Annotated in this window: 16 protein-coding genes; 10 read left to right on the plus strand and 6 right to left on the minus strand. The window is 64.2% G+C overall.

The annotated features are described in order from the left end of the window. Window positions 1-287 precede the first annotated feature (287 nt). From AC0B44_RS19860 to AC0B44_RS19890, 7 genes are all read left to right on the plus strand, one after another. Entirely contained in the window at window positions 288-1,088 is an 801-nt protein-coding gene (locus AC0B44_RS19860) for a ParA family protein (RefSeq protein ID WP_439808515.1), read from the plus strand. Then, window positions 1,085-1,426 carry a hypothetical protein gene (locus AC0B44_RS19865; protein WP_471904497.1) on the plus strand — a complete coding sequence of 114 codons (342 nt, stop codon included), beginning with the start codon at window positions 1,085-1,087 and terminating at the stop codon, window positions 1,424-1,426. Before AC0B44_RS19860 ends, AC0B44_RS19865 begins: the two co-directional genes overlap by 4 nt. Before the next feature lie 462 nt (window positions 1,427-1,888). Further along, on the plus strand, window positions 1,889-3,361 hold the full coding sequence (locus AC0B44_RS19870; protein ID WP_471904498.1) for a ParB/RepB/Spo0J family partition protein: 1,473 nt from the start codon (window positions 1,889-1,891) through the stop codon (window positions 3,359-3,361). A gap of 253 nt (window positions 3,362-3,614) precedes the next feature. Beyond that, complete coding sequence (locus AC0B44_RS19875) at window positions 3,615-3,887, plus strand: hypothetical protein (RefSeq protein WP_471904499.1); 273 nt, start codon at window positions 3,615-3,617, stop codon at window positions 3,885-3,887. Next, complete coding sequence (locus AC0B44_RS19880; protein ID WP_471904500.1) at window positions 3,884-4,441, plus strand: DnaB-like helicase N-terminal domain-containing protein; 558 nt, start codon at window positions 3,884-3,886, stop codon at window positions 4,439-4,441. Before AC0B44_RS19875 ends, AC0B44_RS19880 begins: the two co-directional genes overlap by 4 nt. A 76-nt stretch (window positions 4,442-4,517) precedes the next feature. Continuing rightward, complete coding sequence (locus AC0B44_RS19885) at window positions 4,518-4,751, plus strand: hypothetical protein (RefSeq protein ID WP_439808520.1); 234 nt, start codon at window positions 4,518-4,520, stop codon at window positions 4,749-4,751. Next, window positions 4,748-6,664, plus strand: a complete 1,917-nt coding sequence (locus AC0B44_RS19890; protein WP_471904501.1) for a Fic family protein — start codon at window positions 4,748-4,750, stop codon at window positions 6,662-6,664. The genes AC0B44_RS19885 and AC0B44_RS19890 overlap by 4 nt, the downstream gene beginning before the upstream one ends. Window positions 6,665-7,172: 508 nt before the next feature. On the opposite strand, the gene AC0B44_RS19895 is transcribed toward AC0B44_RS19890, so the two are convergent. The 3 genes from AC0B44_RS19895 to AC0B44_RS19905 form a co-directional block, all read right to left on the minus strand. Further along, on the minus strand, window positions 7,173-7,412 hold the full coding sequence (locus tag AC0B44_RS19895) for a toxin (protein WP_471904502.1): 240 nt from the start codon (window positions 7,410-7,412) through the stop codon (window positions 7,173-7,175). Further along, window positions 7,409-7,675: a ribbon-helix-helix domain-containing protein gene (locus AC0B44_RS19900; protein ID WP_471904503.1), complete on the minus strand. Its 267-nt coding sequence runs from the start codon at window positions 7,673-7,675 to the stop codon at window positions 7,409-7,411. The genes AC0B44_RS19895 and AC0B44_RS19900 overlap by 4 nt, the downstream gene beginning before the upstream one ends. A gap of 1,126 nt (window positions 7,676-8,801) precedes the next feature. Further along, the gene (locus tag AC0B44_RS19905) at window positions 8,802-8,996 is read right to left on the minus strand and encodes a hypothetical protein (RefSeq protein ID WP_471904504.1); all 195 of its coding nucleotides are present in this window, start codon (window positions 8,994-8,996) and stop codon (window positions 8,802-8,804) included. A gap of 538 nt (window positions 8,997-9,534) precedes the next feature. On the opposite strand from AC0B44_RS19905, the gene AC0B44_RS19910 reads away from it, so the two are divergent. Beyond that, window positions 9,535-10,746 carry a pentapeptide repeat-containing protein gene (locus AC0B44_RS19910; protein ID WP_471904505.1) on the plus strand — a complete coding sequence of 404 codons (1,212 nt, stop codon included), beginning with the start codon at window positions 9,535-9,537 and terminating at the stop codon, window positions 10,744-10,746. A gap of 39 nt (window positions 10,747-10,785) precedes the next feature. On the opposite strand, the gene AC0B44_RS19915 is transcribed toward AC0B44_RS19910, so the two are convergent. Both AC0B44_RS19915 and AC0B44_RS19920 read right to left on the minus strand, forming a co-directional pair. Beyond that, window positions 10,786-11,016, minus strand: coding sequence for a hypothetical protein (locus AC0B44_RS19915; RefSeq protein ID WP_471904506.1), 231 nt, complete (start codon window positions 11,014-11,016; stop codon window positions 10,786-10,788). A 452-nt stretch (window positions 11,017-11,468) separates the two neighbouring features. Continuing rightward, window positions 11,469-12,377, minus strand: a complete 909-nt coding sequence (locus AC0B44_RS19920; protein ID WP_471904507.1) for an abortive infection family protein — start codon at window positions 12,375-12,377, stop codon at window positions 11,469-11,471. Between the two features lie 253 nt (window positions 12,378-12,630). Between AC0B44_RS19920 and AC0B44_RS19925 the strand changes: the two genes are divergently transcribed. Further along, window positions 12,631-13,218, plus strand: coding sequence for a recombinase family protein (locus AC0B44_RS19925; RefSeq protein ID WP_006937976.1), 588 nt, complete (start codon window positions 12,631-12,633; stop codon window positions 13,216-13,218). Here the strand turns inward: AC0B44_RS19925 and AC0B44_RS19930 are convergent. Then, window positions 13,213-14,517, minus strand: a complete 1,305-nt coding sequence (locus tag AC0B44_RS19930; protein ID WP_471904508.1) for a hypothetical protein — start codon at window positions 14,515-14,517, stop codon at window positions 13,213-13,215. The two genes, AC0B44_RS19925 and AC0B44_RS19930, sit on opposite strands and share 6 nt — an antisense overlap. 617 nt (window positions 14,518-15,134) lie before the next feature. Between AC0B44_RS19930 and AC0B44_RS19935 the strand changes: the two genes are divergently transcribed. Then, window positions 15,135-16,139 (plus strand): DUF4192 domain-containing protein, encoded by a 1,005-nt coding sequence (locus AC0B44_RS19935; RefSeq protein ID WP_471904509.1) that lies wholly within the window; start codon window positions 15,135-15,137, stop codon window positions 16,137-16,139. Window positions 16,140-16,262 lie beyond the last annotated feature (123 nt).

The following is a 16,262-nucleotide window of genomic DNA, read 5'->3' on the forward strand; positions in this document are numbered from 1 at the left end:
GAAGGGTGTTGGATGGACATGCAGCGCCGCACCCACTCCGGGAACCGCGGGCGCCACCAGATCCACCCACCATGCCGGACCTCCGAGCGGCGGTGGACGACGACCAGGGCATCGAGCCCTGGCCGCCGTCATTCCAGCCTCCCCAACATGTAAAACGCACCTAATCGGATGAAAAAACCGCCGTATGCCCGAAAGTCACATAAACAACATCCGATAAGAACCAGAAACGCACGGATTAGTAACCAGAAGTGATGTATCCTCGCATCAAGAAAAGGGAGGCTATGAGGATGAGCTCAAAAATCATCTTGATCGGCAACGAGAAAGGCGGGGTGGGCAAGACCACCACCGTCCTCAACGTCGGTGAAGCCCTCGCCCGCGCCGGCTCGAAAGTCCTCCTGGTCGACTTGGATCCGTCCGGCAACCTCACCCACACGCTCACCAAATTGCAGCGCGATCGCCGCGACAACGCGAAGGTGACCGCCGAGCACATCGTCGACATGAGCCCCGAGTCCCGGAAGCCTGCATCCGAGGCGATCCTCGACTCGGTGCGACCGGGCGTAGATCTCATCCCGGCACCGCGCAACGCCGCCTATCTCATCAACGCAGAAAAGAACATCACCAACGATCCGATCGAAGGCCCCCACGTCCTGCGCGAAGCCCTCGAACCGATCCGCGACCGCTACGACTACATCCTCATCGACTGCTCCCCGACCCGGAATGCGCTCGAGATGTGCGCGCTCGTGGCCGCCGACCAGCTCATCGTCCTCAACGAAGCGCACGATTTCAGCATCTCGGCAATGGAGGGAGTGACCTCCTACGCCCAGAGCATCAAAAAGCGCCACAATGCCGGCCTCTGGGTCCGCGGCACCATCCTCAACAAAGTGCAGCCCGGCACCGTCCTCGCTCGCACATGGAACGCCAAATTCGCCGAGGCCGGCGTTCCCGTCCTCGGCAACGTCCACAGTGCCGAGTCGATCAAGAAAGCCGTCAACGACGGAGTATCCCTGGCCGACACCAAGGAAGGCTGGCGTCACCTCTGGGTCTACGACGACCTCGCCACCACCATCATCCAAAGGAAGAAGTCATGAGCGACATCCGCAGCATGTTCGACGCCGATGCCCCCGACGAGGCACCAGCAGCACCGGCCGCGACCAGCAAGAAGGTCGCGCATCAGCCCAGCCTGGTCCGGCGAACCTTCACGCTCGCCGAATCCGTCATCGACGCTGCGACGAACGCCCAAAAGGGTCTGCGAGGTGTCTATCCCGGCGCTCACGGCAGCCTCAACAGCTTCATCGAGGCGGCGATCGCCGACTACACCAACCAGCTCGAACAGGAATACAACGGCGGCGAGCCGTTCCCCGACGTCGAGAAGGTTCGCCGGCGGAAGACTCGGGGCAGCAAGAGCGACAGCACCGACGAGGACTGACCCGTCCGAGTCCCCCCGTTGAAGGCCCCGACCCCGGTCGGGGCCTTCGGTTTTTGATCCACTGTGTCGCGGCGGACCCGCTGCTCCCTGCCCCGGCCGCAGACCCCAGTCGGTCAGGCAGCCCCCTCGCCCCAACCGATCCCCGGAGGCCCCGCCCCCGGACCCCCGACCTCCCTCCCAAGGTTTCCCGCCGACCGAGCACCCCGCCCGGCCGACACGCACGCCCTACCGGACCCGCCGACCACCGCGCAAGGGAAAACCCGCCCTTGCCCGGCGGCCACCGAGCCCGGTCACCAGGCCACGCCGACCGACCGAGGTACCCGCTCCACCACCACGCACACCTCACCATCCACATAAAACCGCAGGTCAAGCCCAGAAATCGTGACTCTTATCACCATAGATACATCAAAAAACACTCAGTAATACATCTAAAAAACATCAAAACAGATGTAAACTTGAGTCATGAACAACACCGGAAGCCCTGCCGAATTCGTCACCGTCGACCCCGCCGAGCTGCTCGCCGACGCCAACATCCGCCACGACCTGCGCCTGACCGACGACTTCCGCGAGTCCATCGCAGAGCAAGGGGTCCTCACGCCGATCACCGTCTGCCGCACCACAGACGGGGCCCTGCGCGTCCTGACCGGCCACCGCCGCACCGCCGCCGCACGTGAGGTCGGCCTGACCCAGATTCCCGCCCTCATCGTCGGTGACGAGCGCGACGGCACCGACGCAGCCGTCGACCGGCTCGTGACCCAGTGGAGCGAGAACGAGCACCGCGCCGCCATCACCAACGGCGAGCGACTCGCACTGTTCGAGACCCTGGCCGACCACGGTCTCGACTCCGCCAAGATCGCCCGCCGCACCAAAGCACGCCGCACCGAGGTCGAGGCAGCACTGACCCTGCGCGACACCGAGCAGTGCGACGCCGTGCACCGAGGCGAGCTGACCATCGAACAAGCAGCAGCCATCGCCGAATTCAGCGACGACCCTGCCGCCGTCGGCCGCATCGAATGGGCGATCCGCAGCGGCCGACTCGACCACGCCCTCGCCGCCGAACGGCTGCGCCGCACTGATCGCACCGCCGCCCAGACTCGCGCCGAGGCATACCTCGCCGAACACCGCATCGACGCCGTCGCCCTCGGATGCATCAACGAACGAGTGGGGGAGGGGGACAGCGCTCTCCTCGAGCGCGTCACCGACGAAGCAGGCAACACCCCCACCATCGAGGAAGTCGCCGCCGCCGGGCACCTCGGTCTCTACATCGCCACCCGTACCGCCTTCTTCAACAGCGAGACCGGCGAAGAGATCGAGGAAGAAGACATCGTGGACGAGCTACCCGAGGGTGACGCCCTCGAGGACTGGATGATCCCCCGCAAGAACGTCGTCGAGGACACCGACACCACTCTCTACTGGCACGTCATCCGCTACGAGGAAACCCCCTGGCGCACCTGGTGGGGACACCGCGCCCGCCCCGTCGAGGCCGAACAGGATCCCGAGGAACGCGCCGCCCAGCGCCGCGAAGTGATCGAGAACAACCGCGAATGGCGGGCCGCGACCGAAGTCCGGCGGAAGTGGATCGCCCAGCAGACCACCCGCAAGACCGCCCCCAAAGGCACCGCCTCATTCGTGGCCACGGCCCTGATGAAGTGGCCCCACATCACTTCCGCGTACCACGCGCGCACCCTCGCCGGGCAGATCCTCCCCACCTCCGACACTCTCGCCAAGCTCGCCACAGCAACCGACCCCCGCGCCTTGGTGCTGCTCCGCGCCTACTTCCTGTGCGCCCTCGAGTCCCAGGTCGGGGTCGAGCACTGGCGCAGGCCCTCCGATCTCGCGCAGTTCTACCTACGTGCCGTCGAAGCCCAGGGCTACACCCTCGCCGACATCGAACGCCGCGCCGCCGGACTCGAATCCCTGACCGACGAGCAGTAACCCCTTCCCCGGTGGGCGGCCGCACCGCCGCCCACCGGGGCCGGCTCCCGGCGCGCATGGCCGCCGACCCGGGGCATCGAGCCCCCGGTCGACGCCGACGGCGCGCGCCCGTCACCTACCCAGCACCACAACCAAATCAGAAAAACATCAGATATACATATAAAAGTCACCGGAAAGGCTTCACAAAACATGCAAATAAGGCGACAATGGACGAGTACCTGGGAAAACCCCGCCACGATGAAGGAGCACCGCAATGATCGTCTGGACCGTCACCCTGACAACGGACGCCGGCACGCACTCCGACTCCGGCTGCGCCTTCACCCACTCCGCCGCCGCATCCGCCGCCGCCGAAGCAGCGCGCACGCTCGCGCTCTCCTACGCTGCGCCCGCCGGTAGCGAAGTCATCGTCACCATCGACAACCGCACCGCCACCCGCGCCACCATCGCCACCGCGCCCACCGGCCAGCCCGACCCCACCCCGGTACTCGACGCCGCCGATGCCCTCGACGAACGGATCAGCGCATGACCCTCACCGATCAGGCCGACCTCGATCGCTACATCAGCGCCAACGAGCTCGCGCCCGAGGACGCCGACACCGAAACCCTGCTGCTGTGCGCGTTGCTGTTCGCCGCCCGAGACACCGCCGCCGACATCGTGGGTCTGCTCATCACCACCGACTTCCACCAACCGCTGCACGCCGAACTGTTCGACGCCCTCGCTGCCCTGGTGACCACCGGCCAACCTCACGACCCCGCAATGGTCCTGGCCCACCTCGAACGCCACGGCCAGCTCGCCGGACACCACGGCCGCCGCCTTGCCTACGCCCTGACCACAGCCACCACCGCACAAGCGGATCCCATCGCCGCGCCCTTCTACGCCCACGCCGTCATCAGCGCCGCCTACCGCCGCAGCTTCCGGGCCGCCGGCGCCGCCATCACCGAGGCCGCCGAGACCCTGCCCGAACACGAACTGTTCGAGCACATGGTCGCCATCGGACGCGCCCAGCGCACCGCCACCCAGCGACTCGAGCACGTTCGCACGAGGATCGGTGCCGCGCCTACCGTCGGAAGGATCAAGTAGAGATACCGATGGGGGAGAGGGCACCGGTGCTGAGCCTGTCTCACGTCTTGAACGCACGACACACACGGGGGAGACCATGACCGACAACGACAACCGACCCAAAAAGCTGTCCCTGCGAGAACGGCTCGCCCCACTGGGCGAGGACGCGGTACGCGATCACATTGCCCAGAACATCCGGGCTGCCAACGCAATGGCAGGGAAGTTCGACATCGAAGATCCCCGCACGATCATCGACAGGCTCGAAGCCGGCGAAACGCTCGATGACCTGATCAACGAGCTGATCGAACAGCACCGCAAGGACGCGGAGTGACCGCATCGGCCATCGAATCCGAGGGCTACATCTCTGGAACGGATGTCCGAATCAACCTGCTGGGGATCACCGATGCACGCCTTCTCGAACGCATCGAGGACCGGTCCTTCGCAGCGGGAATGTACGAGTTCGCGGCGATCCCGTCGCCCGAGAGGTTCACCGGTGAGTTCCTGCGGGAGATCCACCGGCGTGGTTTGTATCGCGTGTACTCGTGGGCCGGCCAGTACAAGACCGTGGCCACCACACAGGGAAACCTTCCGATCATGCATTCGACCCCGGAGGACACCGCCGCCGACGTCGAGGAGCTGTTCGCCGACCTCGCCGACGAGAACAACCTGATCGGACTCGACCACCACACCTTCGTCACCCGCCTCGCCGACTACTGGGCCCGGATGACCGAGATCCATCCCTTCGCCGACGGAAACTCCCGCAGCCAGTACGAACTGTTCCGGCGCGTCGCAGACACCGCAGGATGGCAAATCAACACAACCCGCGTCGACCTCGCCGCATTGTCCGCGGCTCGCTACGTCACCGCCGAGACCGGAGACCCCCGACTGCTCGCCGACGTCCTCGCACCCGCCGTCGTACCGAACGAGGGGTACGCACCCGTCACGCCGGCCCCCGGTCGCCCCGTGTTGTCCCTGGTCAGCCACCTGGCGATGATGCGTGACTACGACCGCGACCGCAGTGGCCCCTACACCGCCGCCGAAACCTTCCGCGAGATTCCCCGCGAGCGAGCCCTGCGCGGAGCCGAACTCGACAACGCTCACGCCCTGGTCCGCCTCGGTCTGACGCTCGCCGAACGCACCGACTACGGCCCCGAGCACGATGCTGCCGTGCGCCGGATCCTCGAGGGCGCCTCCACCCTGGCTGCCGAACGCACTGCCGCCGCGCTGCCTGCGCCGAACGACCGGTACAAGGATCTGTTCGACCCCACCGCAGACAAACGAACCATGCACTACGACACCGGCGCCCCGGTCAATGCGTTCGACGAACGCGACCCAGCCCGGCTACGCCGCCTCATCACCTGGGAGCTGGCCCTGAGAACCGCCGACTATCTCGCGCACCGCGAAATCACCGGCGACGGCAGCGAACTGCACGCGAGCGTCATCCACCGCGAGCTGCACACCGACTTCATGCCCATCATCAGCGACACCCCGGCCTACACCAGCCCAGTGATCGCGGCCGCCGACGCCCACACGCTCGCCGACCCGCACCAGCTCGGCCGCCACATCGCCGCCATCCAGGAGGAAACCGAAGGAGTCCAGTCGGTCGCCGTCCTGCTCATGACCGACCAGCTCGTCCACAGCGATCCCGACCGCACCATCGACTGGCGCGTCATCGACCCCGAAGCGCTCCGCGCCGCAACCCACGCAGCGAATTACCACGACGATCCCCCCGAGGGCGCCGAGCCCGACCCTGTACTCGAGACCTCGATGCGTGCTGCCGGCCGAGAAGCGTTCGCCGCCGAACTCAAGCGGGCCGTCACCACCGAGTTACCCAGCACGCCGGAAGGACCGAGGGCAGCGGACGCCCAGCAACGGTACGAGCGGCATTGGGATGTCCTGACCCAGCGCAGCGATACCCTACTCGAGTCCCCGGGCCGCAACGACATTCACGAGCCCCTGACCATCCCGGCCCTCGCGCCAGACCCCCTCGAGGTCGACAACCAGGCCGGGCCCACCACGACGATCGGCGCGCGCGAACCAGAGCAAACGCCCGTCGAGGGCGAGATGCACCACGAACTCGCCGAGGTAGAGGCAGCGGAAACACACAGTCGAGAGTCGGCAACGGGGGAGTGGCACAGGCCGCCGCAGGTCAATCACACACCGCCCCAACCGAACAGCCGGCCCCCAGCCACGCACGAACACCAACCGCCTACGCACAGTCAGCACTTCACACCGGAACTGTGAGAGAGCTAAAACCGAGTCGTTGGGGCAGGATCGTCCCCCATGAGTAACGGATACCGAACCTACTCGGCCGACGGGACCTATTGGACCGTGCGAAAGATGGGAAAGACTTTCTGGGTGGTTCGGATCGATCCCTCGGGAGTTGGGTACAGACCGGTCGAGTGGTGGGGCGGATACCAACGTGCGGGCGCTGCCGGAGGCGCGGCCGCCCAATTGGCATACAACCAGGCAATTGGAGATGCTCGCGAGCGGGTGCGCGATTCGCTGCATGACGCACTCGACGGTATCGGGCTGGGTGCGTCCGTTCCGGCTCCGCCGATCGCCCCGTCGAAGGCTCCACGTGGATCGGTCGATGACGGTTGGGAGGACGATGAGTAGACACCGTGCTCCCGCCACGGCAACGAAGTCCAGTCCGACTGTCGGTCCGCAGGAGGGGTCCAGTGACGGGATAAGGACACGACCTCGCTGCAGCGCGGTAGAACCGATCTGTGGCCGGCAGGCTGGTCAAGGCTCAGGGGAGTAGATCGAGGTACTGCTTGCGGGCTTTCATCGCGTGGATGAGAAGTTCGTTACCGCTGTCGAATCGCAAAACCACCAGTTCCAAGAGGCGGTTCTTCGGGTCAAAACCGAGCCGGAGTTCGCGTGCAGGGTGGTCGTCACTGAGGGGCGCTACAAAGACGTAGTTCTGAGCTGCGTAGATACTGTCGGCTTCGTCGATTCCGTGCTTGAGTGCGGATCTGTGCACATTCACGAGACCCGAGTCCAGGCCTCGATCGCCTCCCGAATCGCCTCCGACCTGGTTACATGCCTTTGTTCAGCACACGCGTTCAACGACTTCAACAAAGCTTCGGGCAGGCGAACCGGAACCACGGTCGCAGGACCCTCTCCGATCGTCGGACGTCCACGCCCACGCTTACGCAGGGCGGCGACGTCGTAACCAGCCTCGGCTTCATCTGCCCAACCCTCGATCATCTCGTCGGTGACGGGGATTCCGTTGATCGTCTCGTCAGCCATACCGAATAGTGTAATACGAATTCAAGCACGCCTGCCAGAAGTGGCCGAGAAGTAAACGAAGGACCGCAGTCGACGAGGCGAGAAGACCGTTTCGGCGGCAGCCCCTCATGCGAAGACTCGAACACTCAGGCAGCAGACTGCACCCATGGAGCGGCTACGCCGCACTGAAACCCCTTCGGGGCCAAGCCAGTGGTTGCGTTATCCCGTCATACGAGTCGCCCAAGTGAAGCGGACCGGGGGCCCGAGGCGTCAACCCACGCTCCGGGCACTACCGCGCGTTCTCCGCTGCGCTCCGCCCACGCGCTCCATCGACTTCCACACCCGCGGCTCCGCTGCGCTCCGCCGTGAAAGTCGATTCCGGCGGCCCTCCGCTCTCCGGGGTTGACACCCCACCCCAATCCGCTGAATCGGGCGTGCCTCGTACGCGGGGCAGGAGGGAGGTGTTGCCCAATGGCCCACAACCTCGTGCAGCTGACCACCGCGGTGGTTCAGCTCGTCACAGCGGTAGTGGCCCTCCAAACAGCACGACTCATGCTCCCGAAAAGGAGCAAGCGACGCTTAGCTGGAACTAAGCGCCGCCGCAAGGGTCGAGCTAGGAGGAGGTAACACCTGGTGGGCGCGGCAACCAGCCGCGTCCACCTTCCCTCCGAAGTATATCCCGCACCACCGACAAGGAGGTAGGACATGGAGTGGACCTTACTGGCATTGTCCCTGGTCAACCTTGGGCTCGTGCTCATCGTCTACCGGCGAGCAGCAGGCCGGAAGGCCGGCTGAGAAGGCGATCGGCGCCAGCGACGGAGCTTCCCCGCTCCGCGCTGGCGTCGCACGTGGCGGAATCTCGTGGGCCGCCGAGAAGAAAACGAAGGACCGGACCGCAGTCCACGAGGGGAGACGATCGTTTCGATGGCAAGCCGGCGCGCAGCGGCGGTGCGGCAGCACCGTCCTTCGGAGACTCGAACACCCAGGCCCGGCGGCCCGCACTCAATGAGCGTCGCTAGCGCGCCGCCCTGAATCCACCGCGACCACCGACTTGGCACTGCCAGTACGGCCCCACCGGCGAGCGGGCAGTACAAATACCGCAACATACGGAAGTCGGAGAAAACCCGAATCCAAGCAACGCCGCCGATCAGCGGCGCGCGCGACGATCTTCCAGAGTGGACAGGAGCACGAACTTCGTGCACGCCAGCTCGAGCGCGACCTCACCGTCACCGGCGACGAGAAGCGCCCGCTCACGGGCATGGAACGCCGCGACCGCCGCCTCGAGTTCGTCCTCGGTCATCGAGTCGGCCGAATCCCCGATAGCCCGTCGTGCCGCGTCCACGGACCTCACGGTAGCTCGGTGACTTCCACTCGAAGGCGACGGCCGGATCCGCGGCCGCCGAGACAACACGAAACCTCGGATTACGAATCGCTGCGATCATCGCGCGTCGGCCACTGCACCCCGAACAGCACCGGGCCGGTGTGCGGGGGAATTAAAATCTCCGCACCGCACGAGGCGCACCAGTACGTGCGGTGACCCATCGCGCCCGACGGCCGCGCCGCCGTCTCGCACGAGCAGGGGATCCAGCCCACTACCGCTCGGTTCGGCCCCAGCCGATGTCCTTCCGGGCACGTTTTCGGGGCACGCTCATACGACCCCATACTCACAATATTCGCACATACATTCGAACACTCGTAGAATCGGATCCGCGGCAGGCCGATGGAAGGACGCTCATGCAACCTTCGGGAAGCATCGGCCCGCCGCACCCGCCGCGACACAGACGGTCAGCTGCGATGGCCTCCGGCAACCCGGGTAAGTGCCTGTATAGATTCTTGCTGTGTCGCTCCCGGATTCGCCTGTTCCATCGCCCGGAGGCAACGTGCCCGTGCCCCGAGCGGAGCAAGTTTCGCCGAAGGTTCTGGTCTTCTACGGGGTCGGCACGCTGATCCTGGTCGGGGTCGTCACCTGGATCCTCGCCGAACTCGCTACCCCAGCTGGCGTGAGCGTGGTGACGGCTGATCTGAGTGGCCTTGGACGGACAGTCGGACTGATCGCCGCGGCCGCGGTCGGAGTCCCCGCAGCAGTCCTGGCCTATCACCGGCAGCGAGCACTCGACACCGCCAACGGGACGGCTGCCAGGCAACAAGAGACGGCTGCAAGCCAGCACGAACACAAGGTCCAGGCCGACGACCGCGAGCACCGCACCGGCGTCGAGCGGAACCTGCGCGAGCGGTACACCACCTGCGCCGAACAGCTCGGCCATGAAAATTCCGCTATCCGCTTAGCGGGGGTGTACGCCCTGGCCTCCCTCGCAGACGACTGGCACACCTTCGGCAACAACGACGAACGCCAGGTGTGCATCGACCTCCTGTGCGCATACCTTCGCTCCGATCGAACCTCGCCGACCAAACACTCCACCGCGCCGGGCCCGCGGCCTGCGTCCCGCCCACACGTCGCGGGAAGAAAACCTCTCCGCCTCGCACCTAATCCGCCACGACCACCCCAGGTAGAACGCCAAGAGAAGGACGTGCGAAGCGCAATCGTCAGCGTCATCCGGGACCACACGCAACGCTCAGGAGTGGCGAGATCCTGGTCGGGGTCCCGCTTCAACTTCACCGACGCGAACCTGTTCGGCGCGAACCTGCCCGACGCGAACCTGACCGGAGCGAACCTGGCCCGCGCGAACCTGACCGTCGCGGACCTGCACGGCGCGGACCTGACCGGTGCGGACCTGCACGGCGCGGACCTGACCGTCGCGAACCTGACCGTCGCGAACCTGACCGGAGCGAACCTGACCCGCGCGAACCTGACCGGCGCGGACCTGCACGGCGTGAACCTGCACGGCGCGAACCTGCACGGCGCGAAGCTGACCGGCGCGGAGCTGAGCCGTGCGAACCTGCACGACGCGAACCTGACCAACGCGAACCTGCACGGCGCGGACCTGAGTCGCGCGGACCTGAGCCGCGCGACCCTGAGCCGCGCGAACCTGATCAGCGCGAATGTGGCCGACATCTTCTATTCCAGCCCGCCGAAGAACTGGCCTGACTCGATCCCGCTTCCACCGAGTCGCGATCCCCAGCAGGAGACATAGGTCCGCAAAGCGGATCAGCCTGCAGGAAAATCCCGGCGTCTAAACGCCGTGCGCCGTGCCGCCGACAGCCTCCGCGATTTTCGGGGCGATCTCCGCGGAGTCGGCGATGCCCTCGGAACTGTTCAGCGACAGCACAGCGTTCCCGTCGGGCAGAGCGACGTGGATCCCGCCGAACGAATCGCTCGCTTCTTGCCAGGTCGCGAGCGTTTCCGCGTCCGGGAAGAGGTTGATTCCAGCATCGTAATTGTTCACCTGCATGTCGAACTTCATCCGAGCTCCGGACAACCCGACCTCGGCGCGCATGGGCTCGGAATGTTCGATGCCGAGGTCGTCGAGAGCTGTCGTGAACCTCGAAACAAGAGCTTGAGATTCGGATGCCGCCGGCGCAGTGGACTCGGACTGTTCCTCCTGCGAGGAGGCCGCGCTACTGGGGGCGGCCGGGGCGCCCCCAGTAGCGTCGCCGCATGCGGTGAAGCACAGAGCTGTCAACAGGAGGGCTGTCGAAGCGACGATTGTCTTACGACTCATTTGTGGAGGTCTCTCTGATGCGATCGAAGTTTGTCCGAAACAGCTGGAACGGACAGTATCGACCATTGCCCGTGTTGGGGTGAGACCAGTAGCGAGAACATGTGACCGGCAGTGCGACTGAGGGCTCATCGCGCAACTAGGGCGCCAAGGAGCCCTACCGTTGTAGCCGACCTGTATGGGCCGCTACACGAGTCTTACGGTGTCGAAGCGCCGAAGTCGTCCCATACCCCAAATAGGTATTCGCAGACGGTGACGGCAGCATTGAACGCGAGCCGTGCCTCGCGCGGGGTCGCCGACGAGACCTTCCCCGATCCATGCCCGGTACCTGCGGCGTTGCGCAATTCTCCGAGGGATTGCACTGCCCCCGTAAGTTGGCGAACGACCTTGGTCGCTGCATCGCTGGCCTTCGGATCGCCGGGTACTGCCAAATTCGAAAGGTTGAGAGCGCTGACTACCGCTTTGAACTTCTGCCCCAGATTGTCAGTGGGGTTAACTGCAGCACCTTTGGCGTGAAGTATTTGCGCGCACACATCCTCGACAAGTTCCTTGCTTGAACCGATCGCAAGACCAGGATCGCTGGTGATCGAGTTCGCGATCCGTTTCAGATGCAGTTGGAGGGATTCGGGGTCGCCGAGCTGGGCGCCAGCCGAGATTATCGAAGGCGGTTGAGGGGGGTGGTAGTTCGTAGTGTCGCGGTAGTTGAACTTCGTTACCCCGGTACGTCCCTCGTGCTCGTAAAACTCATAACCACACGGAGCGAGGAGCTCGCTCAACGCCTTGAGCAGTGGCTCCTTGTGTGACTCCCGGCAAACATGCGGGTGAAGCCTGTAGGCAACGAACCGCAGCACTGTTTCATCCGGTCCTTCCCATTCGAAACGTGGATCGGTAAACACCCACCCCTCGTTCCAATCATTGAACCTGAGGTGCGTTTCGATGTCTTCATATGCCGTCTTGAACCGAGGATCACGGCTTCGGAGCGTGTGGAGTTCGTACAGCTCGGACAGGAACTCGAGCTCGGTCTGGTGGCCGTGCCAGCCCCACTCAAGTAGGAGTTCTTTGATCTCACGTCGAGTCTGGGCATCTATCTTCTTCACAGGGGTCACAAGGACTCAGTGTGCCTCGCCCAACCATCGAGTGGCCCGTCCTACCCGCGTTCCAGAGGGGATGACCGCCGGAGGCACTTCTCGATCCCCGCGCATATGTTCGCGGGTCCTGTAAGACGATCCTCAAACAGCACACCCCGAAACGGTCCGGCACTCGATCGTGTCCTGCGGAAGGCGGCCGTGCGACCGTCCTGTTTAACCGTCCTGCATGTCGGTCTCGCATAGCTGACCCAAACAGCACTATCGTCGCCTCATGGACGGAATCCTGATCGGCTATGCCCGATGCAGCACCGCGGGCCAAGATCTGCGAGCGCAACGCACAGCCCTCAAACGCCTGGGAGTCCCCGACGACCGGATCTACACCGACAAGGGATACACCGGCCGCAACCGACACCGACCCGGTCTGCGCGAAGCACTTGCCGCCTGCCGCGAAGGCGACACCCTCGTCGTCTCCAAACTCGACCGCCTCGGCCGCTCCGCCGTCGACCTCCGGGCGATCGCCGACGAACTTGAGGCCAAAGGCACCCGCCTGAGCATCGGCGGCTCCGTCCACGACCCGACCGATCCCACCGGCAAACTCTTCTTCGGCATGTTGTCGCTGATGGCCGAGTTCGAATCCGACCTCATCCGCGCCCGCACCCGCGAAGGCATGGCCGAAGCGAAGAAGGCCGGCCGACTCAAAGGCAAGCAACCGAAGCTGTCCGCCTTGCAGCGCAAACGCCTGCTCGCCGACTACGAATCCGGCGAATACACCGCCGGCCAGCTCTGCGAGATCAGCGGACTCTCGCGTTCTGCGATGTACGCAACGCTGCGCCGTGCACGAGACGAGTCGACTTTATAAATGCGACTTCATCCACTCGATCACGTCCTCGCGTCCTGACTGCATAACGGGGAGATAACCATCACCTTCTGCCTCCCCTTCCACATTCATAGCCGTGGCACGCCAGGAATATCTAATTTCCTCGATCCCAGTTTGATCGAAAGGGACCATCAAAACCACCGCGGGCTCCGACTCGTAGGGCTTTACCTGTCTACGAAGGTCGGGAACACTAACGGTAAGGACAACGTCGTCTCCAACGGTGTCCCAGGATGAATGAAGAATCAGATTGTAAGCTGAAAAATCGGGTACGTGGACACCAAACGGAGGGTGTGAACTCTTGGATCTCCGCAAGGGGGTCCATATATCGGTGAATCTGTCCTCGGTGGGATCGAGCCCGCGCACGCCGTAGAACACGAACTCTACTTCCAGGTCCTTGAGGACCTTGGAAGTAGAAAGTGCGACCTTTATAGGGAGTGCCGCTGCCGCTGCAATCTTTTCGTCGAAAGAAGCCAAGTTTGCGCGAGTGCGAGCGGTCCATCCTTCCATTTCTTTGGCTGGGTCGACCGATGAGCCTGAATTAATGGAGACGAAGGAACGGGCAATTACGTCATTGGCTGAGGGAATTCCTTCCCGCTTCTTCTCGCGTTCCAATTCGTTATCAATGAGCACTTCGATGAACTCGGGAAGATCCGGATGATGCCAAACTTCATTTTCGTCCAGAGAGACTTCGAGATCCAGTTTTGAAACAGACGCAGCGGGGACTGGCTGAAGCGTATTTCCTCTAGTCTTCAGAATTCGAGCGTCGCGCCAAAGTGTTGCCTCAACCTTTTCGATCAAGGATTCAAGCGAGTTATACGCGTGATACAACCCGCTCGTATTTTCGTGGAAAGTCTCTCGATACGTCTTGAGCTTGTCCCAGTCCGCCATCTTCTCGGTGCTGCCGGCGATCGTCATCGGGAGGCTGTCGCCCTGCCAGAAGAACATGTGTGCCATCCCGGTCTCACTCCGAGCCTCGGCCTCTTCGACGGTGCCCGAATATTCGTTCCGCGGAGTCGGGGTGCCGAGACGGTATTTGAACAACGCGAGGATCACGTCTGCATGATTGGTGATCTGCTCGTTGATGATCGCCTGACCATCGACACCTGCACGTAGGACCGGGACCGTATCGGTCGAATAGTGCTGGGGGACGAACACGACGCCCTCATCCCTGGCGTGGCTGCTGTTCCATTTCGCGATGGTGGCTCTGACTGCTTCAACTTCTTGTTCGGTGTCGGCAGGACCCGAAATCATCACAAGTGCAGCTACCGCATGGAACGTCATGAGTGTAGTGAACCACCCGACGCCGACTGGCTCCGAGACGGTCTCGGTTCGGATGTCGAGGCCGAGAAGGTGTCCTGTCTCCGGGGGCGATCCGCCCCCGGACCCCCTTTGGGGTCGTGTCGGGTGTCGACGAGCAGTGTGTTCGAGGGTCGGTGTGGCAGTCGGATTTTTGCCTCGTTGGTCTCGGGGCGGCAAACGTATGCTCCCGCGGCCGGCGGACGGTGCCCCCTCGCTCTGGCTAGGGGTGTGCCCCGGCTCGTCTGCCGTGTGTCGGCTCTATCGATCCCGGGGGCTCCGCCCCCGGACCCCTGTCCCTCCCTCCCAAGGTTCCCGCTGCTCCGCGTGCACCGCGCCCGGTCGCCACACCACGGCCCTACCGGACCCGCCGACCACCGAGCAAGGGAAAACCCGCCCTTGCCCGGCAGTCACCGCGCCCGGTTCACCAGGCCGCACCGACCGACCGAGGTACCCGCTCCACCACCGCCACCGAACCACCCCGATAAACCCGCAAAACCGCAGGTCAGAGCCTAAAACGTGTGACCGGCATCACCAGAAAAGCACCGGAAAAGCACCAATGAAACATCGAAAAAGCATCAAGACAGATGTAAACTTGAGTCATGAACAACAACGAGAACGCCCCAGTTACCCGCCTCAACACCGCCCAGTTCATCGAAGGCATCCCCGCCTTCCTCGGCATGGTCCCGAACGAATCCCTCGTCATCGCCCTGATCGATCCCCAGGGAACGACCGGCCCCTTCGCCCGTCTCGACCACGACAACGCCACCGCCGTTGTCGCTCTCGACAAGCTCATGGCCGCCGCCGAATCCGCCGACTTCAACGCCACCATCGCCGCGCTCGTCAGCATCCACCCCAACGGCGACACCGCAGAGGAAACCCTTCTCGCCGCCACCCGCCACGCCTACACACTCGGTCTGGCCGTGCCCATCGCCGCCGTCCTGCCCGAGTACACCGCCGGTGAGACCTTCTTCAACTTCCCCAGCGCCGAATCCGGCGAACTCGGCGACATCCTCGCGAGCACCGTTGCTGTCCTCGGAGTCATCGACGGCCGCGCACCCATTGCCCCCAGCCGCGACGCCCTCACCGCCGAACTCGCACCCGCCGAAGACCTCGGAGTGTTGTTCGAGCGCCAGTGGGACGCGCGCCAGGCCCGCGCCCAGGCTCCCGAAATTACCGACGCCGCAAACCTCGAGACGCTGCGCGACGCCATCGAAGCACCCCGCGAGCTGACCTATCCCGAAGCCGTCGCCGTCGCGATCACCCTCACCGACAACCCCCGCGCCCGCGACGTGGCCCTGTACTTCTCCCGCAACGTTGCCGCCGTCGCCATCCTGACCGACGCCGCCCGCAAGACCTCCGGCTACGCCCGCTTTACGATCCTGTCCGTCCTCGCCGCCGTCGCCTACGCACACGGCTACGGAGTCCGCGCCGCCGTCGCCCTCGACGCCATCGAGAACGGAGTAGCCCACGAGACCCAGATCCCCAAGCTCGCTCTTCTCATCCGCCAAGTCGTCGACCACGGCCTGCACGCCAAGGGAGTGCAAGAAGTCCTCGATGCCGGTCGAAACGTCCTCCCCGAATTCGGATTCAGCCCCGAGGACTGACAAACACACCACGAGGCCCCACACCGACGGCGGGTTCACATGATCGTCGCAACACTCTCAACGAGAGGTTGCGACGATCATGTCGTTTCAGGAGGACTGCGACCGATTCGGTAACCAACTCAC

It is taken from the genome of Rhodococcus sp. NPDC019050 (genome assembly GCF_055664235.1).